General features: G+C 67.1%; 22 protein-coding genes and 3 pseudogenes. 9 read left to right on the forward strand and 16 right to left on the reverse strand.

Annotated features, from left to right (window positions below):
* Positions 1–107 precede the first annotated feature (107 nt).
* The 4 genes from ytfQ to yjfF all read left to right on the forward strand — a co-directional run bounded on the left by ytfQ (position 108) and on the right by yjfF (position 4,971).
* Positions 108–1,112 carry a galactofuranose ABC transporter, galactofuranose-binding protein YtfQ gene (gene ytfQ / locus F1D61_RS13155; protein WP_203158400.1) on the forward strand — a complete coding sequence of 335 codons (1,005 nt, stop codon included), beginning with the start codon at positions 108–110 and terminating at the stop codon, positions 1,110–1,112.
* A gap of 299 nt (positions 1,113–1,411) precedes the next feature.
* Positions 1,412–2,956: a sugar ABC transporter ATP-binding protein gene (locus F1D61_RS13160; protein ID WP_203158401.1), complete on the forward strand. Its 1,545-nt coding sequence runs from the start codon at positions 1,412–1,414 to the stop codon at positions 2,954–2,956.
* A gap of 3 nt (positions 2,957–2,959) precedes the next feature.
* Entirely contained in the window at positions 2,960–3,952 is a 993-nt protein-coding gene (locus F1D61_RS13165; RefSeq protein ID WP_203158402.1) for an ABC transporter permease, read from the forward strand.
* Entirely contained in the window at positions 3,949–4,971 is a 1,023-nt protein-coding gene (gene yjfF, locus F1D61_RS13170) for a galactofuranose ABC transporter, permease protein YjfF (protein ID WP_203158403.1), read from the forward strand. Before F1D61_RS13165 ends, yjfF begins: the two co-directional genes overlap by 4 nt.
* A 283-nt stretch (positions 4,972–5,254) precedes the next feature.
* Here the strand turns inward: yjfF and F1D61_RS34170 are convergent.
* Positions 5,255–5,473, reverse strand: a pseudogene (locus F1D61_RS34170) (SOS response-associated peptidase); the annotation flags it as partial.
* Between the two features lie 392 nt (positions 5,474–5,865).
* Between F1D61_RS34170 and F1D61_RS13180 the strand changes: the two are divergent.
* Together F1D61_RS13180 and F1D61_RS13185 are read left to right on the forward strand one after the other, a co-directional pair.
* The gene (locus tag F1D61_RS13180; protein ID WP_203158405.1) at positions 5,866–6,450 is read left to right on the forward strand and encodes a hypothetical protein; all 585 of its coding nucleotides are present in this window, start codon (positions 5,866–5,868) and stop codon (positions 6,448–6,450) included.
* Positions 6,444–7,544: a hypothetical protein gene (locus tag F1D61_RS13185; RefSeq protein WP_203158406.1), complete on the forward strand. Its 1,101-nt coding sequence runs from the start codon at positions 6,444–6,446 to the stop codon at positions 7,542–7,544. Before F1D61_RS13180 ends, F1D61_RS13185 begins: the two co-directional genes overlap by 7 nt.
* Before the next feature lie 294 nt (positions 7,545–7,838).
* Here the strand turns inward: F1D61_RS13185 and F1D61_RS13190 are convergent, their stop codons facing one another.
* The 12 genes from F1D61_RS13190 to F1D61_RS13240 form a co-directional block, all read right to left on the reverse strand.
* Positions 7,839–8,168, reverse strand: a complete 330-nt coding sequence (locus F1D61_RS13190; RefSeq protein WP_203158407.1) for a hypothetical protein — start codon at positions 8,166–8,168, stop codon at positions 7,839–7,841.
* Positions 8,169–8,172: 4 nt separating this feature from the next.
* Complete coding sequence (locus F1D61_RS13195) at positions 8,173–8,442, reverse strand: hypothetical protein (protein ID WP_203158408.1); 270 nt, start codon at positions 8,440–8,442, stop codon at positions 8,173–8,175.
* A 40-nt stretch (positions 8,443–8,482) separates the two neighbouring features.
* A complete protein-coding gene (locus F1D61_RS13200; protein ID WP_203158409.1) occupies positions 8,483–9,058 on the reverse strand; it encodes a glycoside hydrolase family 108 protein in 576 nt (191 codons plus the stop codon).
* Positions 9,059–9,127: 69 nt separating this feature from the next.
* Positions 9,128–9,571 carry a hypothetical protein gene (locus F1D61_RS13205; RefSeq protein ID WP_203158410.1) on the reverse strand — a complete coding sequence of 148 codons (444 nt, stop codon included), beginning with the start codon at positions 9,569–9,571 and terminating at the stop codon, positions 9,128–9,130.
* Entirely contained in the window at positions 9,568–11,187 is a 1,620-nt protein-coding gene (locus F1D61_RS34175) for a hypothetical protein (protein WP_432443262.1), read from the reverse strand. The genes F1D61_RS13205 and F1D61_RS34175 overlap by 4 nt, the downstream gene beginning before the upstream one ends.
* On the reverse strand, positions 11,184–13,079 hold the full coding sequence (locus F1D61_RS13215) for a phage tail protein (RefSeq protein WP_246775859.1): 1,896 nt from the start codon (positions 13,077–13,079) through the stop codon (positions 11,184–11,186). Before F1D61_RS13215 ends, F1D61_RS34175 begins: the two co-directional genes overlap by 4 nt.
* The gene (locus tag F1D61_RS34180) at positions 13,079–13,315 is read right to left on the reverse strand and encodes a hypothetical protein (RefSeq protein WP_246775860.1); all 237 of its coding nucleotides are present in this window, start codon (positions 13,313–13,315) and stop codon (positions 13,079–13,081) included. The genes F1D61_RS13215 and F1D61_RS34180 overlap by 1 nt, the downstream gene beginning before the upstream one ends.
* Complete coding sequence (locus tag F1D61_RS13220) at positions 13,312–13,761, reverse strand: hypothetical protein (protein ID WP_203158411.1); 450 nt, start codon at positions 13,759–13,761, stop codon at positions 13,312–13,314. Before F1D61_RS13220 ends, F1D61_RS34180 begins: the two co-directional genes overlap by 4 nt.
* Positions 13,762–14,318: 557 nt before the next feature.
* Complete coding sequence (locus tag F1D61_RS13225) at positions 14,319–15,482, reverse strand: hypothetical protein (RefSeq protein WP_203158412.1); 1,164 nt, start codon at positions 15,480–15,482, stop codon at positions 14,319–14,321.
* Positions 15,483–15,845: 363 nt separating this feature from the next.
* Positions 15,846–16,712 (reverse strand): DUF2163 domain-containing protein, encoded by an 867-nt coding sequence (locus F1D61_RS13230; protein ID WP_203158413.1) that lies wholly within the window; start codon positions 16,710–16,712, stop codon positions 15,846–15,848.
* Positions 16,709–17,314: a DUF2460 domain-containing protein gene (locus tag F1D61_RS13235; protein WP_203158414.1), complete on the reverse strand. Its 606-nt coding sequence runs from the start codon at positions 17,312–17,314 to the stop codon at positions 16,709–16,711. Before F1D61_RS13235 ends, F1D61_RS13230 begins: the two co-directional genes overlap by 4 nt.
* Before the next feature lie 17 nt (positions 17,315–17,331).
* A complete protein-coding gene (locus F1D61_RS13240; RefSeq protein ID WP_203159052.1) occupies positions 17,332–18,708 on the reverse strand; it encodes a baseplate megatron protein TIM-barrel domain-containing protein in 1,377 nt (458 codons plus the stop codon).
* Between the two features lie 180 nt (positions 18,709–18,888).
* On the opposite strand from F1D61_RS13240, the pseudogene istA reads away from it, so the two are divergent.
* Together istA and istB are read left to right on the forward strand one after the other, a co-directional pair.
* Positions 18,889–20,382, forward strand: a pseudogene (gene istA, locus F1D61_RS13245) (IS21 family transposase); the annotation flags it as partial.
* A gap of 5 nt (positions 20,383–20,387) precedes the next feature.
* Positions 20,388–21,119, forward strand: a complete 732-nt coding sequence (istB, locus tag F1D61_RS13250; protein WP_203158950.1) for an IS21-like element helper ATPase IstB — start codon at positions 20,388–20,390, stop codon at positions 21,117–21,119.
* A gap of 155 nt (positions 21,120–21,274) precedes the next feature.
* Here the strand turns inward: istB and F1D61_RS13255 are convergent.
* Positions 21,275–21,718, reverse strand: a pseudogene (locus F1D61_RS13255) (helix-turn-helix transcriptional regulator); the annotation flags it as partial.
* A 49-nt stretch (positions 21,719–21,767) separates the two neighbouring features.
* Here F1D61_RS13255 and F1D61_RS13260 point away from each other — a divergent pair.
* Entirely contained in the window at positions 21,768–22,217 is a 450-nt protein-coding gene (locus tag F1D61_RS13260) for a VOC family protein (protein ID WP_432443263.1), read from the forward strand.
* A 62-nt stretch (positions 22,218–22,279) separates the two neighbouring features.
* On the opposite strand, the gene F1D61_RS13265 is transcribed toward F1D61_RS13260, so the two are convergent.
* On the reverse strand, positions 22,280–22,753 hold the full coding sequence (locus F1D61_RS13265) for a VOC family protein (RefSeq protein ID WP_203158416.1): 474 nt from the start codon (positions 22,751–22,753) through the stop codon (positions 22,280–22,282).
* Positions 22,754–23,097: 344 nt separating this feature from the next.
* Positions 23,098–23,691: a hypothetical protein gene (locus F1D61_RS13270; protein WP_203158417.1), complete on the reverse strand. Its 594-nt coding sequence runs from the start codon at positions 23,689–23,691 to the stop codon at positions 23,098–23,100.
* Positions 23,692–24,089 lie beyond the last annotated feature (398 nt).

Below are 24,089 nucleotides of genomic sequence, written 5' to 3' on the forward strand. Positions count from 1 at the left end.
GCGCTGCCAAAAAATCTTACAATATGACTATTGCCTCGCCAGGGCGGCTGTCTCATGCTCGGCTCACGCACGCAGATGCGCCACGACAACGATCGAGGGAGCCGCCCATGCCCGGTGCCAAGTCGCTTGGTTCCAAGACGCATCGTTCCACAACGCGTCGCCTTCTTCTCGCCGCCACGCTCCTCGCGGGCCTCGGCCCTTCCGCCGCTTCGGCGGCCGGGCTGACGGTGGGCTTCTCGCAGATCGGGTCCGAATCCGGCTGGCGCGCCGCCGAGACCTCGGTCACCAAGTCCGAGGCGCAGAAGCGGGGCGTCACCCTGAAGATCGCCGACGCCCAGCAGAAGCAGGAGAACCAGATCAAGGCGATCCGGTCCTTCGTGGCGCAAGGCGTCGACGCGATCTTCCTGGCGCCCGTGGTGGCGACGGGCTGGGACGCGGTGCTGAAGGAGGCGCGGGAAGCCAAGATCCCGGTCGTGCTCCTCGACCGCGACATCGATCCCTCCGGCAAGGACCTGTATCTCACGGCCGTCACCTCCGACAGCGTCCATGAGGGCAAGGTCGCGGGCGACTGGCTGGCGAAGACCGTCGGGTCGAAACCCTGCAACGTCGTCGAGTTGCAGGGCACGGTGGGCGCCAGCGTCGCGACCAACCGCAAGAAGGGCTTCGAGCAGGCCATCGCCGGCACGCCCACCATCAAGGTCGTACGCAGCCAGACCGGCGACTTCACCCGCTCCAAGGGTAAGGAGGTGATGGAGAGCTTCATCAAGGCCGAGGGCGGCGGCCGGTCGATCTGCGCGGTCTACGCCCACAACGACGACATGATGGTCGGCGCGATCCAGGCGATGAAGGAAGCCGGCCTGAAGCCCGGCAAGGACATCCTCACCGTCTCGATCGACGGCGTTCCCGACATCTTCAAGGCGATGATCGCCGGCGACGCCAACGCCACCGTCGAGCTGACCCCGAACATGGCCGGCCCGGCCTTCGACGCCGTCATCGCCTACAAGACCAAGGGCACCGCCCCGCCGAAATGGATCCAGACCGAATCGAAGCTCTTCACCGCGGCCGACAACCCGCAGGCGGTGTACGATTCGAAGAAGGGGCTGGGGTATTGAGGCGGAATTTGCTTGGTAAGCTCGATTAAAAGCTAAGTATATATCCCTCCATCGCGTTCGGGCAGAGCTGTCCAGAGAAAAGGATGGCACGGGTTTCCCCCTCCCCCCTCTGCGGGGGAGGGTGCCCGGCAGAGCCGGGCGGGAGAGGGGGCGACGCTTCCGGAGAGGTCGCGACCGTGATGACGGGCGCCACATCCTTCAACGTCGCGCTGCCCCTCTCCCGGCTCGCTGACGCTCGCCACCCTCCCCCGCAGAGGGGGGAGGGAGAAACCCGAGCTATCCTTGTCGGAACCTAGAGCATGTCTTCAGGCCAAGCTGACGACCCCCCTCTCCTCGCGATCCGCGGCCTCACGAAGAGCTTCGCGGGCTTCCCAGCGCTCGCCGGCGTCGATCTCACGCTGCAGGCGGGCGAGATCCACGCGCTGCTCGGGGAGAACGGTGCCGGCAAGTCGACGCTGATCAAGACGGTGACGGGCATCGTCACGCGCGATGCCGGGACGGTGACGCTCGACGGCACGGCCATCGCGCCGCGCTCCGGCGAGGCGGCGCAGGGGGCCGGCATCGCCACCGTCTACCAGGAGGTGAACCTGCTGCCGAACCTCTCGGTGGCGCAGAACCTCTTCCTGAACCGCGAGCCGACCCGGTTCGGCCTCCTGCGCCACGGCGAGATGCGCCGGCGCGCCGCCGCCATCCTCGCCGAGTTCGACCTCGCGATCGACACGAGCGCGCCGCTCGGCGACTACTCCGTCGCGGTCCAGCACCTCGTCGCCATCGCCCGCGCCGTCGACCTGTCGGCCCGGGTGCTGATCCTCGACGAGCCGACGGCGAGCCTCGACGCGCACGAGGTCGAGGTCCTGTTCCGCGTGATGCGCCGGCTTGCCGCTAAGGGGCTGGGCATCGTCTTCGTCACCCATTTCCTCGACCAGGTCTATGCGGTGACCGACCGGATCACGGTGTTGCGCAACGGCCGGCTCGTCGGCTCCTGGGCGACCGCGGACCTCCCGCGGATGAGGCTGATCCAGGCGATGCTCGGTCGCGAGCTCAGCGAGGCCACCAAGGAGGCGGGTCCTGCGGACCGGCACCGATCCGCCGCCACCGAAGCGGGCGAGGTCGCGCACTTCGAACAATTCGGGAAACCCGGCTACGTCGCGCCCTTCGACCTGACGCTGCGGCGCGGCGAGGTCGTGGGCCTGGCCGGCCTCCTCGGGTCGGGCCGCACCGAGACCGCCCGCCTGCTCTTCGGCGCCGAGATCGCGCAGACGGGCCGGGCCCGCATCGACGGCACGGAGGTCCGGCTGCGCACGCCGCGCGACGCCATCCGCCACCGCTTCGGCTACTGCCCGGAGGAGCGCAAGACCGAAGGCATCATCGCCGAGCTGTCCGTCCGCGAGAACATCGTCCTGGCGCTCCAGGCCCGGCGCGGGCCGTTCCGCCCGATCCCGCGGCGGGAGCAGGAGGCGCTGGCGCGCCGCTACATCGCCATGCTCGACATCCGCCCGCCCGATCCCGAGCGCCCGATCGGCCTGCTGTCCGGCGGCAACCAGCAGAAGGCGCTGCTCGCCCGCTGGCTCGCCACCGAGCCGCGGGTGCTGATCCTCGACGAGCCGACCCGCGGCATCGATGTCGGGGCGCATGCGGAGATCATCCGGCTGATCCGGCGCCTCTGCGACGCGGGGCTCGCCCTCGTCGTCATCTCCTCGGAGCTGGAGGAGATCGTCACCTACGCCGACCGGGTCGTGGTGATGCGCGATCGGACCCAGATCGCCACGCTCGAGGGCGAGGCCGTCGACGTCACCGCGATCCTCAAGGCGATCGCCGGCGACGAGGCCGCGGAGGCCGCCTGACCGATGCATGCCCTCTCTCTCCGCCTCCCCCGCCGCGGCGCCCCGCAGCTCCTCGCCTTCGCGGCGATCCTGCTCGTTGACTGGCTCGTCTCGCCGCAATTCTTCGACCTCAGGATGCAGGGCGGCCGGCTGTTCGGCAGCCTGATCGACGTGTTCAACCGGGGCGCGCCGGTGGCGCTCCTGTCGATCGGCATGGTCCTCGTCGTCGCGACCCGCGGCATCGACCTGTCGGTCGGCGCCGTCATGGCGATCGCGGGCGCGGTCGCCGCGACGCTGGCCGACGGCCACGCCCTGCCGGTGGTGCTCGCGGCCTCGCTCGGCGCCGGGATCCTGTGCGGGGCCTGGAACGGCCTCCTCGTCGCGGTGCTGGGCATCCAGCCGATCATCGCGACGCTGATCCTGATGGTGGCGGGGCGCGGCATCGCGCAGCTCCTCACCGAGGGGCGCATCGTCACCTTCAGCGCCCCGGGGCTCGCCGCCTTCAGCAACGGCGCGGTGTTCGGCCTGCCCGCCCCGATCGTCCTCACCTTCGGCGTCCTCGCCGTCACCGTGCTGGCCGTGCGCGGCACGGCGCTGGGCCTCCTCATCGAGGCCACGGGCGCCAACGCGCGGGCGAGTGCGCTCGCCGGCGTCAGCACCCGCACGACCACGCTCTCGGTCTATGTCTGGAGCGGGTTCTGCGCCGGCCTCGCCGGCCTCGTCACCACCGCCGACATCCTCGGGGCGGACGCCAACAATGCCGGCCTGTGGCTCGAGCTCGACGCGATCCTGGCGGTGGTGATCGCCGGGACCTCGCTCCTGGGCGGCCGGTTCAGCGTGCCGCTCGCGGTGCTCGGCGCCTTCATCATCCAGGCGATGAATACCGGCATCCTGCTCTCGGGCCTGCCCTCGGAATTGAACCTTCTCGTCAAGGCGGTGGTGGTGCTCGCGGTGCTTCTCGTCCAGTCGCCCCGGCTCGCCGGCCTGTCCCTGCTGGTCCGGCGGAGGCCGTCGTGAACCGATATCTCCCCGTCCTGGTCACGGCGCTGGTCTTCGCGGCGGGCTACGCACTCTGCGCCGCGGAGTTCCCGGCCTTCCTGTCGACCCGGGTCGTCGGCAACCTCCTCACCGACAGCGCCTTCCTCGGCATCGTCGCGGTCGGCATGACCGTCGTGATCGTGTCGGGCGGCATCGATCTGTCGATCGGCTCGGTGATCGCCTTCACGGGCGTCTTCCTGGCCATCGCCATCGAGCGCTGGGGCCTGCCGCCGCTCGCCGCCTTTGCCCTCGCGCTCGGGATCGCGGCCGCGTTCGGGGCGGCGATGGGCGGGATCATCGCCTTCCTCGACCTGCCGCCCTTCATCGTGACGCTCGCCGGCATGTTCCTGGCGCGCGGCGCGAGCTTTCTCCTCTCCACCGAATCGATCCCGATCACCGCGCCGTTCTACACCGCCGTGAGCGAGGCGAGCCTGCGCCTGCCCGGCGGCGGCCGGCTCACCGTGATCGCGGCGATCATGCTGGCGGTCTTCCTCGTCGGCGGCCTCGCCCTGCACCTGACGCGCTTCGGCACGGCCGCCTACGCGCTCGGCGGCAACCGCGTCTCTGCCCGGCTGATGGGCCTGCGCACCGGCGCGAGCACGGTGGCGATCTACACCCTGTCGAGCGCGCTGACGGGGCTCGCGGGCATCGTGTTCTCGCTCTACACCTCGTCGGGCAATTCGCTCTCGGCGGTCGGGGTCGAGCTCGACACCATCGCCGCGGTAGTGATCGGCGGGACGCTGCTCACCGGCGGCCAGGGCCTGATGGTCGGCACCTTCCTCGGCGTGATGATCCAGGCCTTGATCGGCACCTACATCACCTTCGACGGCACGCTGTCGAGCTGGTGGGCGAAGATCGCCACGGGTGCGCTGCTGTTCGTCTTCATCGCGCTCCAGCAGGGCCTGTCCGTCCTGGCGGGCCGCGCCCGCCGCCCCGGCCGGGCCTCGCCCCCTCAGGCGGCGGCCACCGGCCCCCTGCCCGCCCGCGTCTTGCCATGAGCGCGGGATTCCCGCTGCCAGGAGGAGGCCGGTCTGTGGATGGGGCGCGGTGGTGGTGCTTTTCCAAGCGCTCGGAGCAGGGACTGGCGGAAGGGGTGGGATTCAAGCGTTCGCCCTGCACATTATAAATATATGATATAAATAGGAAATAAGACTTGGCTCCGGATCGCTGTTGGACGTTTTGTTGGACACTGTCGGGTCTGTCCCCGTTGTGGTTTTCTGCAGTCCGGACGGGTCGCAAGAAAGCAAGGGCCGGTGTGGCCCAAGGGTGGCGACCTGATCCTCAGATCCCGTCCTGACGCGAGCCACGCGCCACCTCGGCCCTCATCTCGTCCCAGAGCGGGTGCTGCAGCTGTACGGCCTCCTCAGCCGGCGCATCGAGCCAAGTGCGCCGCTCCTCAACGGTGGTGAGCAGCACCGGCATAGCCTTCGGATGCTCCGGCCTGACCGCGTCGTTCGCTTCCGTGGTCAGGAACGAGAACAGCGTGTGCTCCTCCTCAACAGGCTCGTCAGTTCAAGGCGTCGCATCCCAATCACATCGGCGCTCACCCCACTCGTGACGCCCCTCTGCAGATACAGCTTGGTTGTCGCAGGTGTCAGCGCTTCCTCATAATATCTCTATAGTAATAAACATCAACAGTAAATCTGGAATCATTGCTATTATCAGGATCCAATTTTTTGCAAATTACGAGGCATCGTTTAGTTTTTTATTTACTTATTGATACTCTGAGTAAGTTCGGAACTATGTGTGTATATCTCACTGGAATAAGTTTCCGCCTCAGACATCCGCCTTGCAGCTTGCGAAGGCGGAATGGTTACGCTAGCCTCAACAGATGGGCTCGTTCTGATGTACTACCACGGTCTTCCACCTCCGAACCTGAGGGGATTGTCGATATGGCCCAGACTCCGCAGAAGCGAACACGGACCAAGCGATCCGAGGAGGTCGTGCCGCCACAGGATGCGGGAGAACCACCGCCTCCTCCCGATGAATCGCGCCCGGTCAGTTCGGGATCTCTCACCACCGCGCTCCTCGCACACGCAGAGGCGTTGAACCGCCTGACAGAGGTCGTTTCAGCCAGGAATGCGCAAGGTTCATCAGCGGACGGCAACGCGCTTTTTGCTCATGCATTCGCAGAGCTGCAAAGTTTTGGGGTGGCTGGTGTCGGAGCGACTGCAATGCCGCTCCAGGCGCCGAATGCATTGCCACCACTCAACGTCATTCAGGAATTTAGAAGCCTGATTCCGCATGCCGGCGCCCTGCCCGGTACGCCGCTCACGACATATATCGGAGGGGGCGGACCGGGAGCTGTCATCAATTTTTTCGCTCCGAAAATCAGGTCTTGGCAGCCATTTGTAATTCGTGGTTTATATTTGGATCTTGCCGACCTTTCGAGTGCATATCTCATCGGCCATCTAACCTTCGCGATAGCGAAAAAGGCCAGCGCGGCCGGCGAACCTTTGGTGGCAGGCTCATGGTGATGCGTCTTGCTCTACTGCTCGTCGCGACTGCGTTTACCTGTGAGGCGCACGCGAGTTCCCTGGCCGATAAATCCGATCGGTACCTTCTTGAAATGAAGGCCAAGATTGATCAGATTATCACGTCGAGAAAAGCCGCTAGACATCGCCACGTTAACTCTGCTGCTGCAAATGAAAGCGTCACTGCTCCGGCGCCCATCGGTAGCTCGCCGATCATGCCTAGCGTCGAGCGCAGGCCGCCTCAGAATTTATTCATCAGAAGTGACCCACTGGACGGTTTGGCGCTTCCATTCGATTATCCTTACCTTATGGACGGTAAGGGTGCTTCGATTTCATTTTCGGGCAATCAGATTACCAATACCCAGACGTTGAATGCGAATGCCTTTCTCGCGCTCAGAGGCAATCCTATCAAAAATGGTGACCTGCTGCTGGGATACGGTGCCTTCACTTACGTGAATGGCACGCTTAACAATCCCCCGCGCCTAGCTACCGAGCGCAATGCGCTCCAAGCCGGCGTCGATCTCCAAGCAGCCTATTCCGGGGGAGACTATTCAAGCTTGCTGGTTGGCGGCTTGCGCCCTTATTTTCAGACAGATTTTCGAGGTTACGCTCAGATCGGTGGGTTCAGTCTGACTTTCGAGCCCTACCGCATGAATGAACTCAACCTCGGAGGTCGAGCGGCTGCCCTAGTGACTGGACCACAATACGTGTCATGGTATTGGCGCATATTGCCGGAATTAAATTATTTCCATGTTGGCGACCAGGGTCAAACGTCATTCCGGCCGAACCGGGACTATGCTTTTCTGGGAGGTACGGTGCAACTCAGGACGCTTCTCTTTGATGGAATTGGCCCTGGTTGGCTGAGCAGTCGATTCTACTTCAATGGTTCGGTGACACAGTTTTGGAATATCGCTGCACGTGGAAAAGAATTCCACGATTCGCAAATCGAGTTCGGCTACCTCATCTCAAAAGGTCAACCCATTGATCCCAACATCCCTTTGGTTGCAAGCATCTCCGCCGTGTACAACAATGGTACAAACCGCCTCACCTTTGTCAAAAGAGACGAGTATAAAGTCCAACTCAATCTGCAGTATTGATTTGATCCATCGATTGTAATACCAAGGAGCCCGTAACGCAGCCGCGTGGTCGACCGGTCCGAGCGTCGGATATCGGTACGGTCGATCAGTCCTTCCTACGATTTGTGGACCGTGACTGCGGCGCTTTTGCCGCGGCATCTGTGTCGAGACGCTCCGTACCCACGTCCTGGCCACGGTCTAGGTGAGAGCGGGGCTCGCACCCCTATCCTCGTATCCGTGCGACAGGGGCGCATCCGGTCGCAAGGCTTAGCGAGCAGAACATCGAAGCTGCGGCCGGGCAGAGGCAGTTTCAGACTAGCGCCGGGCCGGAGGGCGGATCTCCTGCCGGATCTCACGCAACAAGTCGGTCGCAATGCGCACCTGCTCCTCCAGGCGCACCAGCCGGTCGCGGTCACGTTCCAGGCTTTCGAGGCGGCCGATGACGAGGCCGTAGCGCTCGTCGTCCCGCTTGGCCTGCCGCTGATCGGAGGCGGCCAGATCCTCGAGCCGGGCGTCGATCCGGGCGGCGTAGGAGCCGATCCAGAGGAGTTGCCCGGCAAGACCCACCACCAGGGTCGCCATGGCCCAGAACGAGGTCCGCCGCGGCAGGATGATGACGCCCTCGGCGTCTTCGGGAAGAGGCACCGCCCTACTCCGCCGGCTGGACCTTGGCGCTCGGGATCGCGTTCGCGGTCACCGGGTCCGCCAGGATCGTCTTCACGGTCGGCAGCGCGGCCGCGGAGGCGACGAGGCCGGCGTTGCGCCGCACGTACAGGCCCCACACGGTGACGAGGAGCGTGACCAGGGCGCCGGTCAACGCGGTGGCCGTATCGGCATCGATCCAGCCGCGCCCGACGGCGATCCCGCCACCGAACTGCAGCAGGGTGCGCAGCAACGCGGTGAGCTGTTCCTGGTTCATGGCGATCTCCTTTTGAAGGCGGAGGGACAGGAATGTGCGGTCAGGCTGCGACGGGCTTGCCGCAGGCGGGACAGGTGGATGGCGCTGCGGGCCGGTCCGGGGCGGCGTGGAACGCGAGGGCGGCAGCGCGCACCTCCTCGACCCGCCGGCCCCAGCCGCGGCCGAAGCGCGGCCAGGTCGAGAGCGCCCGCAGGAACGACAGCCGCCCGTCGCTCACGGCGTCGACCAGCGCCGCCACGTCCCGGCCCCGGAGCGCCGCCAGCGTGACCGGCCCGAGCCGGCCGTCGTCGGCGATCCCGAGCACCCGTTGCAGCCCGATCACCGCCCGGCGCGGTCCGCTATTCACCGCGAAGTCGAACAGCGCGACATCGAGTCCGGCCGGCAGCGCGTCGCCCTGGATCGCGTCCCAGAACCGGCGCCGGTAGAGCGGGGCGACGGTCTCCGGTGTCAGCGCCCGCACCTCGGCGCGTGTCGCCGGCCGGCCGAGCCACAGGCTGAGCGTGCCGATCGTGACGCCGAGATTCGTCGCCCCTCCCGGGTCGGCCGGGTCGTCCGACCATCCGCCCTCATGTGTCAGGACGAGCGAAAGCGCCCGCTCGAAACTCGTCGCGGCCATGACCGTCTCTCCAGGTTGTGCAGGACTTGCGTGGTGCGCCGGCCGTGCGGCCCGGGCGTCAGACCAGGATCACAGGGCGGCGGCCTGGCGCCACAGCGCGTCCAGGGCCGCCGCGTCGTAGCCGAGCACGGCGCCGAGCTGCGCCACCATCGGGTGTCCGCGCTCGAACGCCGTCGCACCCGACAGCAGCATCCGGGCGGCGAAGCGCTCGGCCTCCGGCAGCGCTTCCACCGCCGCGGCGATCGGCGCCGGCAGCTGGCCGGTCATCACCGCCGCCAGCGCCGCGTCGGGCGTGATCGCGCCGGCGAGCGCGAGCGCCTGGAAGAACTGCCGATCCGAGATGGCAGCCGGCGCCAGAGCGGCGGGAGCGGTCGTCACCGCGGGCACGTTCCCGCTCGCCCGCCATGCCTCGAAGGCTTGCCGGTCGAGGTTGGCCGGATCGTCGGGGATCTCGGCGCCGTCGTCGCGACGCACGATATCGCCGGTCGGGGTGCGGATCAGATGATAGGTCATAGCTCGGCGCTCGCCGTCATATTGACTTGGACTCCGTATATAGCCTCATCCAATAGGGTGCATGTAAGGCTAATTCTTGAATTTGCCGAAGCATAGACGCGCACGTCCGTATCGGAGTTGTTGGCATAGGCATTTCCAGTGGCCCCACTCTTGGGGCTGTAGAACGTCACGGACGGCACGGCCCGCATAACGGTCGGAAGGACCACGCTAAATACAGTCTGGTACGCACTCTTTGTCAGAAGAAAAGTCGAGAAAGAAACCCATGCGTTCGTCGTCCCGGGAGACGTTCCATCATAGGAACTGAAGTAGTACCGTAGGCAGCGCCGCAATTCGTCGTCACGCGGTTCGAACACCGTGCGGCGGGTGCCGGGCTCGACCTGCGGCAGGGCGAGCGTGCCGGTGCCCCATTCCACGGTCAGATTCGCGTCGGCCGTGAGCCCGTTCGCCACGATCGGCGAGGCCGCATAGGCGCCGCCGTTGAGCCGCGCTAAAGCCGTGCCGAGCCACGACGCGGTGTAGGTGCCGCCCTCGGTCATGTAGAGGGCACCTTCGATCACCTGGACGAGCGTCCCGGCCGAGATGGTCAGCGTCGTCACGCCGCTAGAGCGCGCGAAGGTGTAGGTGCAGCCGTTTGCACCCGCCTTGAAGCCGTCATGGCCGTAGGCGCCCGCCGCCAGGGTCACCGTGCCGGACACGGCCCGCTGGTTGATCGTGAAGCCGGCATTCCGGAGGCGATTGCGGAAGCTCGGCCCGAGACCGAGCGCGACGGACGCCGCGCCGGCATCGGCCGCCGTCAGTACTGCCCGGCCGGTCGCGCCGGCATCCGTGATGTCGGCAGCAGTCGGGCCGGAGATCGGCTTGCCTGAGGCGCGGACGTAGTCGACCACGCGCCAGTTGCCCGACGCATCCGAGACCGCCAAAGCCGTGTCGCCGGCGGCGGTGACGAGGCTGGCGCCTCCCGGCAGGACCAGGCTGGTGGCGTTGTGCGTCAGCGTCGCCGCGCCGGTGAAGCGCAGCAGGCGCACCCGGTTCGGGCTGGTGCCGAAGCCCGTGACCGTGCCGGACCCGGTCAGCGCGACCCGCAGGCAGCCCAGCCCGCCGAGGTCGACCGTCGCGGCGATCGGCGTCGAGGCCTCCGCCGCCGTGAGGTCGAGGCCGCCGGTCGAGCGGTCGACCCGCAGGGCCTCGCGCCAGGTGCCGCCGTCCGACGACACCTTGAGCCGAAGGTCGTCGTCGCCGGTCAAGCCGATCTCGGCGCGGCCGGAAAAGCCCGACTGGAACAGCAGCGACAGGGTGTTGCCGGCGGTTTCCTTGTTCAGGGTGTAGCGCAGATCCCCGGTCCCGCCCTCGCCCGCGGTCGAGGCGGTCCAGAGCGCCTTGTTCAGCTTGGCCGCGAAGGGGTTCGTGGCGTCGGCGGTGGTGCCGACGCCGAGGCGGGTCACGTTCTGAAGGTTCTTCAGGTCCGCTGCGGTTGCCGTCGGGAATCCGCCCGGGGTCGTCCCGTCATGGATGGCGAGACGGTTGTTCGTCGCGTCGACCACGATCTCGCCGGGGCGGCCCACGAAGGTCGAGAGGAACGACCACGCTTCGCGCAGATACTGCAGACGGATGCTCATGACGAGGCAAGCCCGAGATCGATGAAGATCGGATAGGGATCGGAGGCGAGGCCAAAATCGTCGGACAGCGCTGCGACCTGCGAGGCGATGCCGAGGTCGACCGGGTTGCCCGCTGCCAGGGCCTCCGCCACCGGCCCCATCCGGCCCGAGCCGACGGGCGTGTAGGCGTAGGCCACGCAGGTGGCGAGATCCTGCACAGCCCCGCCGAACACGTTGAAGCTCTGAAGTTTGAGGCTGATCGGCACGCCGATATAGGCGGCCGGCAGGGAATAGCGGAACACCGCGTCGTCGAGGCGGGCGAACGGCGCTCCGGCGGCATGGGCCGCGGGGGCCGAGCCGTACAGCCCACGCATCAGGTAGGTCAGCGCATAGGCATTCGGACCGGTAAGCGTTGCACCCGCGTAGGCGACGAGTTCGCGGTCGACCAGCGCGAGCGTGACGGCGTTCCGGGCGTCGGCCTGCGAGCCGCCCGCCAGCACCCCGCCGGATCTGGAGAGATCCACCGTGAGGGTGTTGGCGGTGTCCGGGTTCGCCCCGGTCGGGGCCGGCAGAGCCGCGGTTAGAACCCCGTGCCGGGCCGGCGCCGTGATCGTGCCGATCTCGGCGTAGCTCGTGCCGTCGCGCGAGATCCAGACGTTCGCCCCGCCCCAGTTGGGATCGGCGACCCCGCCGCTCCCGCCCGAGACCGCGATCCAGACCTGTGCCTCGCCTCCGGTCAGCCCCGGCGGCGGCTCGAAGACCACCGGCGGGTTGACCGGCGCGGCGGCGACGTTGCGGTTGATGCTGCGGCCGGCGGACCCGGCGACCGGGTAGAGGGTCGCGGTCGCGAAGCCGCCCGGGAACTCCTCCGCCACGACCGTCAGCAGGCCTTCCTCGTCCTCCTCGATCTCGCGGATGCGCACCGGCGTGCGGGCGAGCCCCAGGCCCGGGTCGGTCAGGGTGACGATGTCCATCGGCTCGAGGAGGCAGTACTCCCAGGACAGCCGGAATGCGTAGGTGTTGCGGATGTAGAGCGCGCGCTGGAGCAGGAGCTGCGCCACGAGGCCCGCGACCGGCAGCGAACAGATCTCCCGGGCCGTGACGCTCGCGCCCGCTTTGAGGCCGAAGCGCTCGATCGCCGCCTGGTCCCGCGCCTCGACGGTGGTGGCGGCGTAGGCGTGGCCGCGGTCGGAGCACTCGATCCGCTGGAGGTTGGGGATGCCGTGCGGGTCGCTGCGGGTGAGGCGGACCGGATCCTCGTCCTCGGCGTGCAGGAAATCGTCGTCGGTGAGGTCGTAGACCGGCGCGATGGTCGGCTGGAAGGTGATAGTGCCGCCGGCCACCGTCCCGCCCGTGACCGGCAGGTCGCCGTAGGGGATGACCTTGAGCAGGCCGCCCGACCAGACCGGGGCGGCGTTGGTCAGGAGGAGCCAGCGGGTCAGGATGCTGCTGGCGGTCTCCTGGTCGGCCAGCACCGGGCTCAGGGCGATGCCGAGTGCCGCGCAGGAGGTCTGGTAGGACCCGTCGCCGGAGCTCCCCAGGATCGTGCGGGCATCGAGGGAGGCGGCCGGGAAGCCGACGCCGTACTGCGCATTGGTCAGGAAATCGACCATCATGGCGGCCGGGTCGGCGTCGTCGGCGCTCGACGCGCTGCCGACGAGCCGCCCTCTCACCTCGAAGGCGATCTGCGGGACGCTGGCCGAGCTGCCGAGGTCGAAATCGGTTGCGGCCGCATAGGCGGTGGCCGGATAGGCCAGGGCCGCTTCGGGATACCGGACCGTGGCCGGCGCCCAGGCGTCCTGCGGGGTGGTGCCGGGGATCAGGCTCAGGCCGTAGGCCGGGTAGGATGCGCTGGCCTGTCCGCTCCAGATCGTGCCGATGCCCTGGATCGGTCCTTCGCCGACGCCGAGCATCAGCCACGTCGAGTAGGTGTAGCCGGTGACGGTGGCCTTCTGGCCGCCGCCCTTGCCCCGGAGGTCTTGCTGCGCTGCGCGTGGGTCTGGAAGCCGTCGTGCCAGATCAGGTTCGGCGCGGCGCGGTTGGTGCCGTAGACGATCGCGACCGGCAGTGCGCTCGAGGCGGTCTGGATCTGGAGGCCGGTGTAATCCGGCGTGACCGCCCGCTTCTTCTTGGCTCCGAACAGGCTCACGGCGCGCCCCAGAGGCTGAATAAGCGGGGCGCGCGAGACGGCTGCGCCAGCAGCCCGTTGCGGCTCAGGGGTTCCTCGATCACGGCTTGCGCGGGCGAGAAGGCATGCACGAGCGTCAGCGGCTCGGCGGCGGTGACGATGCCGCCGTGGGAATAGGCCCGGCCCTGTCGGAACATCACGATGTCGCCGGGCTTGGCCGCCGCCACCTCGCGGGTGCGTCCGAACAGGAAGCCAAGGTAGCGCTCGTCGTCGCGGTGGATGTGCCAGTCCTGCGGGTAGGGCCGCGGGTCGAAGGGCGGCACGAGGCCGGTATCGACGAACACCCGCACCAGGAGCATGCCGCAATCCACGCCGACGCCGTGGATGTCGGCACCCGGGTGATAGGGCGTGCCGATCCAGCGCCGCGCCTCCGCGACGACGCGGGTGCGCTCCAGTGTTTCGCTCATGGCAGCATCCTGGCAACTGGTTGCCATGCATCGACGGCGTCGAGCGCATGCATGCTCTCCCGTCCGTGTCCGCGGCCGATATGTCGGGGCCGATCTGGCGCCTTCGGCCGGACCGGTGGTGAACGCCGGGAGCACGGAGACCTCAGGAGGCTGCGTCGAGGCCGCGGCGTGCAGCGATTTCCGGTCGCCGGCCGCCTCAGGCCAAGGGCGCCGGTGAGACAGGGGCCGCGATGACACCGAACGAGCTCCAATCGGATCGGCCGACCCTTCGGTCACCGCAACTCTATGCAGGGCCGGGTCGAGCAGGGTCCGGTCCGAATCCGGCCGGTCGCTTCGGCCGATTGCCGCGCAGTTGCCCTCGATCGGCGGATATCGGCCCCGCCGGGACTCGATCCAGGACGGCTCGGCGGGTTCCGACCTGCGCCCTCTGCTCAGGCCTGAACCAGACTGAGCCTTGCGAAGCGCGGCCCGTCGACGATGGCGGCCTTCCACCGCCGTCGCAGACCATGGGCTAGCGGCTCGGCCGGAATCACGTCACGGCATCCCGGTCCCAGCCCCTACTTCGGAGGTTTGGCCTCGGGAATCTTCAGGCCGAGATAGGTCAGAACGCTCAAGGTTTGCACGCCGAGAAGCGTGCTGAAGTCCGGCATCTCGAGATTTCGGTAGACGTCGTAGATGAAGATCACCGTCAGAATGAGGGTCCAGGCGATCACCTGAAAACGATGGAACGTCACGCCGTTGGCATCGCTCATCACGTCGGAGAGCAGGTTGCGCGAGAGGCCGAGCATTCGCCTCATGTCCCAGTAATTTCCGGCCTTCGCGGCATCATCTAACTCGTTGTTGTTGACCGGCTTGCGATTGGCCCCATTGTCGGCCTGCGCCGCATCGATGGTGGCCGAGCCGGCCAGCGTCGCGGCGCCGATGCCCAGCAGGCCCAGAGCCGACGCGTTCAGCGCGTTGGCGTGGTCCCCTGTGACGACCACGATGAGCGCGAAAGCGCTCGCCACCACGAAGAACCACCACGCGGCTTGAACTCGCGCGAGGCTATATTGCGGTTTCAGCGTCGCTTTTGGTACCGTCTTGATGATCTTGGCCGTTGCGTCCTCGAACGTTGGCCATGGCGCGCGGAGCATGTCCGTCCTCCGCGCGGTGACGATGAATAGGACCACGAGCACCGCCAGCACGGCCGCCCACAGCAGTAACAGACGCTTCGGCACCGGCAGGAGCCGCGCCTTAGCGTCGGACGGGATCGCCGGCTCGTCGACGGGCGCGACGCTGACGGCCACGGTCCTCCCCGCGAGGCTGGGCTGGCCAAGATGCTGGACCCAATCCTTGCGCGACGCGTCGCCACCCAGTCCGAGGTCGAAGCGCAGGATCTCGTTCGCCGGGTCCAGCGGCGGGGCAGCCTTGAGCTGCGCGATCGCCCGTTGGTCCAGCGCCAGGACGAGCCCCTTGTGGCATTTGGCGTAGGCGAGAAGGTCCGGAAGTTTGTCGATCGCCAGAGCGATCGTGTCGCCGATCCGGATGCGCGGGAGTTCTTGCGCTTGGGCGACCTTGTCGCGCTGCGCCTGCGTGTCGACGCTGATGCCGGGGTCGAGCCGGTACACGGCCTTGACCTTCGCGCCCGGTACGGAATCGGGGCAGGCCGCCGCAACGCCTGATGTCGCGGCCACGACAAGCAGGAGGAGCATGGCTCCGACGCACACCAACAGACGCGTCATGGCTGGTGATGTCGTCATCGTTATATGCAAATCGACCCATCGATTCATCGATCCGCTCCCCGGCCGGCTCGGCAAGATTGGATCATCATTCGCATTTATCAAAATGGCAACGGATTTTTTTCTTGTCTTATATTTAGGTTGGGCAATGAAATGAATGACATATGCGAAATATATTTTGATTTTCAAATATATAAATGAAAGTATATGGGAATGTATATTTAACTAACAATCAATAAATGATGAAATATTGGTGACTGCATTGACGAGCAATGCCGATGTGGATGGCCTGATGGGCGGCACAGTGGATTATTGAAGGTCGGAAGGGGTTCGCTCGTGTTTCGGTACTCTGCCCTCTCCTGACCTTCACAGCGCCGCCTCCGGCGTCGGCACGAACGGGAAGCCGCGGAACCGGGCCGCGTTGGCGAACTTCGCCCGGCAGGTCGCCAGGGTGTGGTCGCAGCCCTGATAGGCCACGAAGGTGTCGCCGACGGCCGGCGCGGTCTGGAGCGGATAGGCCAGGGTCAGGCCCGTGGCGTCCGCCATCTTGATGGTGGCGGTGGCACCGGCATTGGCTCCGCCGGTGACCGTGAGCGTGCCCTGGGCGTAGGCCGGCGAGGCGCCCGTCCACGGGATGCGCGTCGGGGTGGCGCCGACACCGACCGCCCCGGCGCCTCCGAACGCCTCCTTGGGCAGGCCGCAGCCGGAATCGAACAGGACGTGGTTGCAGGTCGGCTGCCAGACGTTGCGCGGCATGTCGACGTCGAGCAGCACAAGATCCGAGGCGACCGTGATCCGCGCCGCGGTGCGCCCGACTGCGTCCACAGTAGAGACACGGCCCTGGAACAGCAGCACGGCGCCGACCGGCGGCAGGGTCCAATCGGTCAGGAAGGCGCGCTCCCGCCGGATCCTCGCCCCGTCGAGGGCGCCGTTGCGGATCGCCACCATGGCGGGCACGCCGCCGACCAGATCCGTCGGGCGTGCCGAGAGGGTGACCTGCTGCTGGTCGACCTCGAGGCCGACCGAGCAGCGGAAGCGCAGGCCGTCGACCATCAGCGAGTTGGCGAGGTAGACGAACCCATTGAGCGGCACCGCGACGTCGGCATTGGTGACCGCGATCACCGTGCCCGACCGCAGGGTGATCGTGAAGCAGTCGGCGTAGAGCAGGGCGACATCCCGCTGCGCCCGCAGGCCTGTCAGGTAAGCGACCAACGCCGAAGGCGCGGCCCTCACGGCGTGGTGCTCCGGAAGCGCAGGCTCTTCACCTGCCATAGGCCCCGCATCAGGTGCTCGAAGTCCACGCCGTCGTCCATGAAGCGGCAGAGGAAGGCGTATGTGAAATCGGCGGCGATCACGGCGCCTGCGGCGGGCGCCGTCACGAAGGTGAGGAGGTTCGGGACGGTCAGGCTCCAGCCGCCCGCCTGCGCGACACCTGCCACGGTCACCCGGCTCACCGCCGTCACCCATCCCACCGTCTCGGTGAGCTCGCCCAGGGTGCGCACGAACGGGAAGACGGTCGTCGCGCCATCGCCGGCCGCGAGGGCCTGGTTGGCGACGGCGCCGTCGGTCGGGTCGGTGAACAGGAACGTCCCCCAGGTCCCGCGGCATTGGACGTAGAGGCCGAGCAGCGCCTGCAGGCTTGCGGTACCAAGGCCCGGGAACGAACCGTCCGGCGTCAGACCCTCCACCGGCAGCGTGAACTCGTAGAGCGCGGCCGGATAGAGCGGGCTGCGCACCTCCCGCCCCGAGGCGTGCGCCTCCACCCGGGTCGCCGTGACCGGGCGCTTGGTGACGGGCCAAGCGGCGCCCGGCAGGCTCGGGAAGGTCGCGGGCATCAGGCCGGCACCGGACATCAGGCCGGCACGCTGACGAGCTTGAGCGAGCGCAGCTCCCACAGCCGCGCCATGAACTGCTCGGGCGCGATGGCATCCTCGGCAAAGCGGCAGAGCAGCGACGAGCCCTGGCCGAGATAGGTCGGCACCGGCACCGTGAACGGCGTCGCCCGCCCGCGCATGCGGCCGAAGAAACCGACGAGCGCCTGGAGGTCGGCGATGACATCCATGCGCAGCACGTCGAAGGTCATCTCGATCTCCCAGGTGGGCTGGCTGCGGCGGGTGGCGCGGCTCTCGCGGCCCGAGACGTGGCCCGCCACCGTTGTGGCGAAGGCCGGCCGGTAGCGGGTCGACCAGCCCCGGCCCGCGAGCGTCGGGAAGCCCGGATACGGCCCGCCCGGCGCAGGTGGTGCGTCGGCGGCCGGCGGCGGCAGGGCCGGCCCCTTGCCGCCGAGCCAGTTGCCGACCCGCCAGTTCGCCGCGTCGCCCCAGACCGAGCCGAGGAGCGGGAAGGTCGGGAACGGGCGGGCGTCCCAGTTCCAGGCCGCCATGAAGGCCGGCTCGACCATCTTCAGGCCGGCCGGCGAGGCGGCGTTCTTCCCGTCGACCACCCAGTACTCGTAGACCGCCTGCAGCCCGAGCGCCGCCAGGGTGTCGTCACGGCGCGGCGCGAGGCGACCGCCCGCCGCCGGATCCCAGGCCGACCAGTAGGGCGTGAAGCTCTCGGTGGATTTCGGGTCGTAGAAGACGTTGGGCTGGTTGGTGCAGCGGTCGCAGGTCGGGAAGCCGTATTCGGTGAAGGTGATCGACCGCGACTGGGGCACCCACTTCGAAGATGCACCGCGCGGCACCCAGCCCTGGCCGTCGCCAGCGTCGTAGACGGCCTGGTGGGCGTTGTTCCACCACCAGCGCAGCATCTTGGGCGCGAGGAGCTGCTGGCCGGCCGCGTAGGGCGTGCGGATCTGGTTCGCCCGGTCGCCGCTCGGGCGCGAGACGGTGAGCCCCGAACCGAGCGGATCGGGGCCGGGTCCGAGGTTCGTCGAATCGGCGTAGAACCAATTGTATTTCTCGCCGCCCTCGATGTTGGCCTTCAGGTAGGCGAGCGAGGCGAGCATCGGCGGCCCGGAGAGCCCGAGCCCGTTCATGGTGGCGGCCGTGGGCGGCCAGGTGGTCGGTGCCGGGGCGCTCCAGTTCGACGCGTCGAGGCCGCCGGTGCCCGTGGTCCAGTCGGAGAGCGGCAGGTAGTTGTCGATCGCCACGAGGTCGATGGCGGGCGAGGCGTAGAGCTGGTCGAGGTGCGGCCATTGGCCGGCCTCGCCCGGGTGCTGGTACCCAGTCCAGACCGACCAGTCGGCCGCATAGCTGACGAGGTTCCTCGAAGCAGTGCCTGAACGAATAGGCCGATTGCCCGGGCAGGGGCAGCAGGCCTGCCGCGCGCATCACCTTGTTGGTGATCGCCGATTGTGATTAGGCGTGGAATAAGGACCCCGTTTCCGGGGTGATCGGCGTCCAAACGGGACCCCCAGGATACTTCATCCAGACTGCCTCCCGCATTCGGAACGGGAGGCTCGCGGAGGATGTTGGTCGTGGAGACGGTCGCGAAGATCCGCCGCGCGTACTTCGTGCAGCATAAGCCGATCAAGCAGATCTGCCGGGAGCTGAAGCTCTCCCGCAAGGTCGTCAGGAAGGTGATCCGCTCGGAGGCAACTGCCTTCCGCTACACCCGCAGCGTCCAGCCTGCACCCAAGCTCGGGCCCTGGCGCGACGAGCTCGACCGGATGCTGGCGGCCAATACGGGGAAGCCGGCGCGGGAGCGGCTGACGCTGACCCGTATCTTCGAGGCGCTGCGGGGGCTCGGCTACGAGGGCGGCTATGATGCCGTCCGCCGCTACGCCAAGACGTGGAAGCGCCAGCAGGCCAGCGTGACGGCTCCCGCCTTCGTGCCACTCGCCTTCGCCCCGGGTGAGGCCTACCAGTTCGACTGGAGCCACGAGATCGTGCTGATCGCCGGCGTCACCACGACGGTCAAGGTCGCCCACGTCCGGCTCTGCCACTCGCGCATGCTGTTCGTGCGGGCCTATCCGCGCGAGAGCCAGGAGATGGTCTTCGACGCCCACGACCGGGCGTTCGCCTTCTTCCGCGGCACCTGCCAGCGGGGCATCTACGACAACATGAAGACCGCGGTCGAGACGATCTTCGTCGGGCGCGAGCGCGCCTACAACCGCCGCTTCCTGCAGATGTGCTCGCACTACCTCGTCGAGCCCGTGGCCTGCACGCCCGCGTCAGGCTGGGAGAAGGGGCAGGTCGAGAACCAGGTCGGGCTGGTGCGCGAGCGCCTGTTCACCCCGCGCGTCCGGGTGAGAAGCTACGACGAGCTCAACGCCCTGCTGCTCGACGGGGTCGTCGCCTACGCCAAGGCCCACCCGCATCCCGAGCAGCGCGAACTGACGATCTGGCAGGCCTTCGAAGCCGAACGGGGAGCCCTGGTCCCCTACGCCGGACGCTTCGACGGCTTCCACGCCGTCCCGGCGGCCGTGTCCTCGACCTGCCTGGTGCGCTTCGACAACAACAAGTACTCGGTCATGGCCTCGGCCATCGGTCGCCCGGTCGAGGTGCGCGCCTATGCCGAGCGCATCGAGATCCGCCAGGACGGACGCGTCGTCGCCGAGCACCCGCGGGCCTTCGGACGCGGCCAGACGGTGTTCGACCCCTGGCACTACGTCCCCGTGCTCGCCCGCAAGCCCGGCGCGCTGCGCAACGGCGCACCGTTCAAGGACTGGGTCCTGCCCGCCGCCCTCGAACGGATCCGCCGCAAGCTCGCCGGCAGCGCCGACGGCGACCGCCAGATGGTCGAGATCCTCACCGCCGTGCTCGGCGACGGCCTCTCCGCGGTCGAAGCGGCCAGCGCCGAGGCACTGCGCGAGGGCGTGCACTCGGCCGACGTGGTGCTCAACATCCTGGCCCGCCAGCGGGAGCCGCCCGCGCCCGTCTCGCTGCTGACGCCCGAGAGCCTGCGGCTGCGCCACGAGCCGGTCGCCGACTGTGCCCGCTACGACAGCCTGAGGAGAGCCCCATGATGGAACGTCAGCAGATCCTCGCCACCATGGGCGAGCTGAAGCTGTTCGGGATGAAGGCGGCCTACGACGAGATCATCAAGGTCGCCCTCAAGCGCAGCCACGAACCGCAGCAGATCGTCGGCGACCTGTTGCAGGCCGAGATCAGCGAGAAGCAGGCGCGCTCGATCCGCTACCAGATGACGATTGCCAAGCTGCCCCTGGCCAAGGACCTCGCCGAGTTCGCCTTTGCCGGGACGCCGATCAACGAAGGTCTGGTGCGCGACCTCTGCGGCGGCGAGTTCCTGGCCCACCAGCGCAACGTCGTGCTGGTGGGCGGCACCGGCACGGGCAAGACGCACCTGGCCATCGCGGTCGCCCGGTCGTGCATCCGGGACGGGGCGCGGGCCCGGTTCTACAACGTGGTCGACCTCGTCAACCGGCTCGAGGCCGAGGCGCGAGCCGGCCGGCAGGGCCGCATCGCCGACCACCTCGCCCGGCCCGACCTGGTGGTGCTGGACGAACTCGGCTACCTGCCGTTCGCGCAGTCGGGCGGTCAGCTGCTGTTCCACCTGATCAGCCGGCTCTACGAGACCACCTCGATCGTGGTGACGACCAACCTGGCGTTCGGGGAGTGGCCGAGCGTGTTTGCCGGCGACGCCAAGATGACGACGGCACTGCTCGATCGGCTGACCCACCACTGCGAGATCGTCGAGACCGGCAACGAGAGCTGGCGCTTCAAGAACCGGGCGTGAGGGCGGCCTGTGCGCGGCTCATCCTGGCCCCCTGCTCAGCCCGGCTGCGCCACCCCGACCCGCTTCGCCGGGCTGAGCAGGGGCGTCGCGCATGCTCAACAAGGGGGCCCGATTGGACGCCGATCAGGGGTCCCGTTCCGATGCCGTTTGACACACCCCGCGCGGATCGCGGCACGCAGCCGCGCCATGTCGAGGCCATCGACGGACGTGGCGCGGGCCGGAGCAGCGCCGACGCCCGGGTCGGCAACAAACGGGCGCAGATGGTCGGGAACGACGGTGGCGATCTTGGCAAGCAGATCGCGCGCCGCGTTCGCCAGCCCTGAATCGCCGCGATCTGCGACCCACTGCGCGCCCAGCACCGCCGCCTCCAACTCGTCAGTGCTGAGCATCAACGGCGGCATGTCGTAGTCGCGGTCGAGGATGTAGCCGATCCCTGCTTCACCCCGGATCGGCACGCGCTGCGCGATCAGGTCCGCCACGTCGCGGTAGACCGTGCGGACCGTCACTTCGAGTTCGGCCGCCAGCATCGAGGCTGTGATCGGTCGCGCCGAGCGGCGCAGGATCTGGATGATCTGGAACAGGCGATCGGCGCGACGCATCGGCTCATCCCTGCTGACAGGACGGTGTCAGCAGGGTTCGGTTACGCCCATGCTCCGCGGCGTCAATGCCGCGGCCGTTCCGGAGGACAGCGTGCATCTCGCCTCGACCCGCATCATCACCGCTGACGTTGATCGTCTCGTCGCGTTCTACGAGGCGGTGACGGGGCTCCCCGCTACCCGCTACACGCCTGACTTCGCCGAGTTGCGCACGACGGGCGCGACGCTGGCGGTCGGCAGCACGCGCACCCTGGCCCTGTTCGGCCGTGACGCCGTTGCCCAGGCGGCGGCCAACCGCAGCGCGATCATCGAGTTCCGGGTCGGTGATGTAGACGCGGAATACGCACGGCTCGTGCCCGACCTTGGTTCGGCGCTGGTGCAGCCGCCGACGACGATGCCATGGGGCAACCGCTCGCTGCTGCTGCGCGACCCGGACGGCACGCTCGTCAATCTGTTTGCCCCGGTGACGGCGGAAGCCAAGCAGGGCCTCGACCAACCATAACCTTTGTTGGGATTCGATCGTCCGCGTCCTACGGGTCGGAAGCGGACACCTGCCCGGCGGAATTAGTGATCCTTGGCGGTAGCTGGCGGCTGCATGAACTCGATCGTCGCGCCGTCAGGACCAACAGCGTAGATCACCCGCGTTCCAGCCCGCGCACCGCTCGCGATCGGCTGCGGCGTGCCTTGCGCCTTCCAGCCGTAGGCGGAAATCCGCATCAGGAGCGCGTCGATGTCATCGACCACAAGGGCCAGATGCGCGAAGCCTGGGTCGAACGGCTTGGCTGGTACGCTGGGTCGGTCCGGACCCTGATACTCCAGGAGTTCGATCGTCTGATCCGCCAGCGAAACGATCGCTAGGCGCACCTTCGCCCCATGCGCTCCGGTTACCTGACCGAGGAACTCGCCCCCCATCTCGCCCGTCCGCACGAGGCGTGCGCCGAGCCCATCGACCCAGAACCGAAGTGCCTCGTCGAGGGAGCCGACCGCGAAGCCGACATGATCGGCGCGCTGTACATGGATGCTCGTGTGTTCCGTCATGCAGGACGTTCTACCGGCAAAGGGACCGCTCGTCTGCAATAGGTCGGAAGCGGCTGCTGACTCGCCCGAACGGTAGGAGCGGCCCGCCGCCGATCTCTAAACGGCGAGCCCCTCTGCCTACCAGCCGCTGGCGTTCCGCAGCACCTGCTCTCCCTCGCCTCGACGCCGCTGCTAATGTTCTATAAGGCGCGCGACCCGGGCTAGGACCATCGCTTCGCGAATACCCTATCGGGCTCGGCAGTCAGTCAATTCACCCTCAAGCTCGCGGATGTGATGACGGGCGTGGGCGAAATTGGCTTCGATCGTGGTGATGTGGTCGACCACAGCGGTGACCACCTCGCCAATCACTGGACGCCTCCCCAGACCATCTTAAAACAAATCGCATGATCAGGGTCCGCGAAACCGATAAAGCGGGTCTTCGGGAATTGCGACCATCCAGGCGCGTTCTCATCGAGCCACTCACGCACGTCTTCGAGAAGGATGGGATGGTAGCACATCTGCCAAATCCGATATTGGGCGGCGCGACGCAGTCGATGCGTCACCGGGTACTCCGCCCGGAAATGGGCCAGCTTCTTGGTCCGATCCTCACGATCTTCGCGCGCCGTCGCGTCCTGACGCGAGCGCCATTGTTCCCGGTAGAGCATCATGGACGCAGCCACCTCAAACCACGCCGTATGGTGGGGTTTGGCGAAGCCGATGTAGCTCCCGCCCACGGAGGTATAAAGCAAGCCCCACCCAGGACAGTGCTCATCAAGCCAGTCTCTGGCGCATGGCATGATCTTGAACGGGGGAATGACCCAGTTTGCACTGACCGAGCAATAATGTTCGGCATTAAGCCGCTGGGAGCGCGGGTAATTCTTCCTGAAGGCAGCGGCCTTGATAGCAGCGCACTGCCTCTCAGTGCGGGACGAGCCCTTCGGGATGCGGGGAGCCATCATCGCGATGCCTCGGGAAGATTCAGCCATTCGCTCGACGTCGAACAGGCATTCACGCAATCATTGTAGTAACACATACTGAAAAATGGTCCGTGTAGGTGACCATCTCTTTTTAGCAGGCCGCTACAGCGAATCGAAAACTTAAATTGCTTGATGGAGGTTTGTTTTAATTTGACATTAAGAAAAAATTGCGTTGCTCATGGCGTGCATGGCTGCAATAATAAATAAATTGTCACAACGAATATTTTCGTTTATTGTCGTTCAAGATACTGCTCAGGGTGATCGCAAGATCCTGATGGCTGACCCGGCCAAAACACTATCCCGGAGATTGAGGTGCTTGGACGCGTGAAGGCGTCGGCCGTAGACGGGACGGATGAGGTGAGAGCAACCGATCGGGCGGA

Source organism: Methylobacterium aquaticum (genome assembly GCF_016804325.1).
Classification (GTDB): domain Bacteria; phylum Pseudomonadota; class Alphaproteobacteria; order Rhizobiales; family Beijerinckiaceae; genus Methylobacterium; species Methylobacterium aquaticum_C.

Bases quoted from the DNA above. Each gene is read 5' to 3' on its own strand.
- istB (WP_203158950.1), top strand. From the start codon at position 20,388: ATGGAACGTCAGCAGATCCTCGCCACCATGGGCGAGCTGAAGCTGTTC.
- F1D61_RS13160 (WP_203158401.1), top strand. From the start codon at position 1,412: ATGTCTTCAGGCCAAGCTGACGACCCCCCTCTCCTCGCGATCCGCGGC.
- F1D61_RS34175 (WP_432443262.1), bottom strand. From the start codon at position 11,187: ATGAGCATCCGTCTGCAGTATCTGCGCGAAGCGTGGTCGTTCCTCTCG.
- F1D61_RS13165 (WP_203158402.1), top strand. From the start codon at position 2,960: ATGCATGCCCTCTCTCTCCGCCTCCCCCGCCGCGGCGCCCCGCAGCTC.
- F1D61_RS13270 (WP_203158417.1), bottom strand. From the start codon at position 23,691: ATGATGGCTCCCCGCATCCCGAAGGGCTCGTCCCGCACTGAGAGGCAG.
- F1D61_RS13205 (WP_203158410.1), bottom strand. From the start codon at position 9,571: ATGACCTATCATCTGATCCGCACCCCGACCGGCGATATCGTGCGTCGC.
- F1D61_RS13265 (WP_203158416.1), bottom strand. From the start codon at position 22,753: ATGACGGAACACACGAGCATCCATGTACAGCGCGCCGATCATGTCGGC.
- F1D61_RS13235 (WP_203158414.1), bottom strand. From the start codon at position 17,314: ATGCCCGCGACCTTCCCGAGCCTGCCGGGCGCCGCTTGGCCCGTCACC.
- F1D61_RS13215 (WP_246775859.1), bottom strand. From the start codon at position 13,079: ATGCTCGGCGTCGGCGAAGGACCGATCCAGGGCATCGGCACGATCTGG.
- F1D61_RS13225 (WP_203158412.1), bottom strand. From the start codon at position 15,482: ATGACGCGTCTGTTGGTGTGCGTCGGAGCCATGCTCCTCCTGCTTGTC.
- F1D61_RS13200 (WP_203158409.1), bottom strand. From the start codon at position 9,058: ATGGCCGCGACGAGTTTCGAGCGGGCGCTTTCGCTCGTCCTGACACAT.
- F1D61_RS13185 (WP_203158406.1), top strand. From the start codon at position 6,444: ATGGTGATGCGTCTTGCTCTACTGCTCGTCGCGACTGCGTTTACCTGT.
- F1D61_RS13260 (WP_432443263.1), top strand. From the start codon at position 21,768: ATGCTCCGCGGCGTCAATGCCGCGGCCGTTCCGGAGGACAGCGTGCAT.
- ytfQ (WP_203158400.1), top strand. From the start codon at position 108: ATGCCCGGTGCCAAGTCGCTTGGTTCCAAGACGCATCGTTCCACAACG.
- F1D61_RS13195 (WP_203158408.1), bottom strand. From the start codon at position 8,442: ATGAACCAGGAACAGCTCACCGCGTTGCTGCGCACCCTGCTGCAGTTC.
- F1D61_RS13220 (WP_203158411.1), bottom strand. From the start codon at position 13,761: ATGAGCGAAACACTGGAGCGCACCCGCGTCGTCGCGGAGGCGCGGCGC.
- F1D61_RS13180 (WP_203158405.1), top strand. From the start codon at position 5,866: ATGGCCCAGACTCCGCAGAAGCGAACACGGACCAAGCGATCCGAGGAG.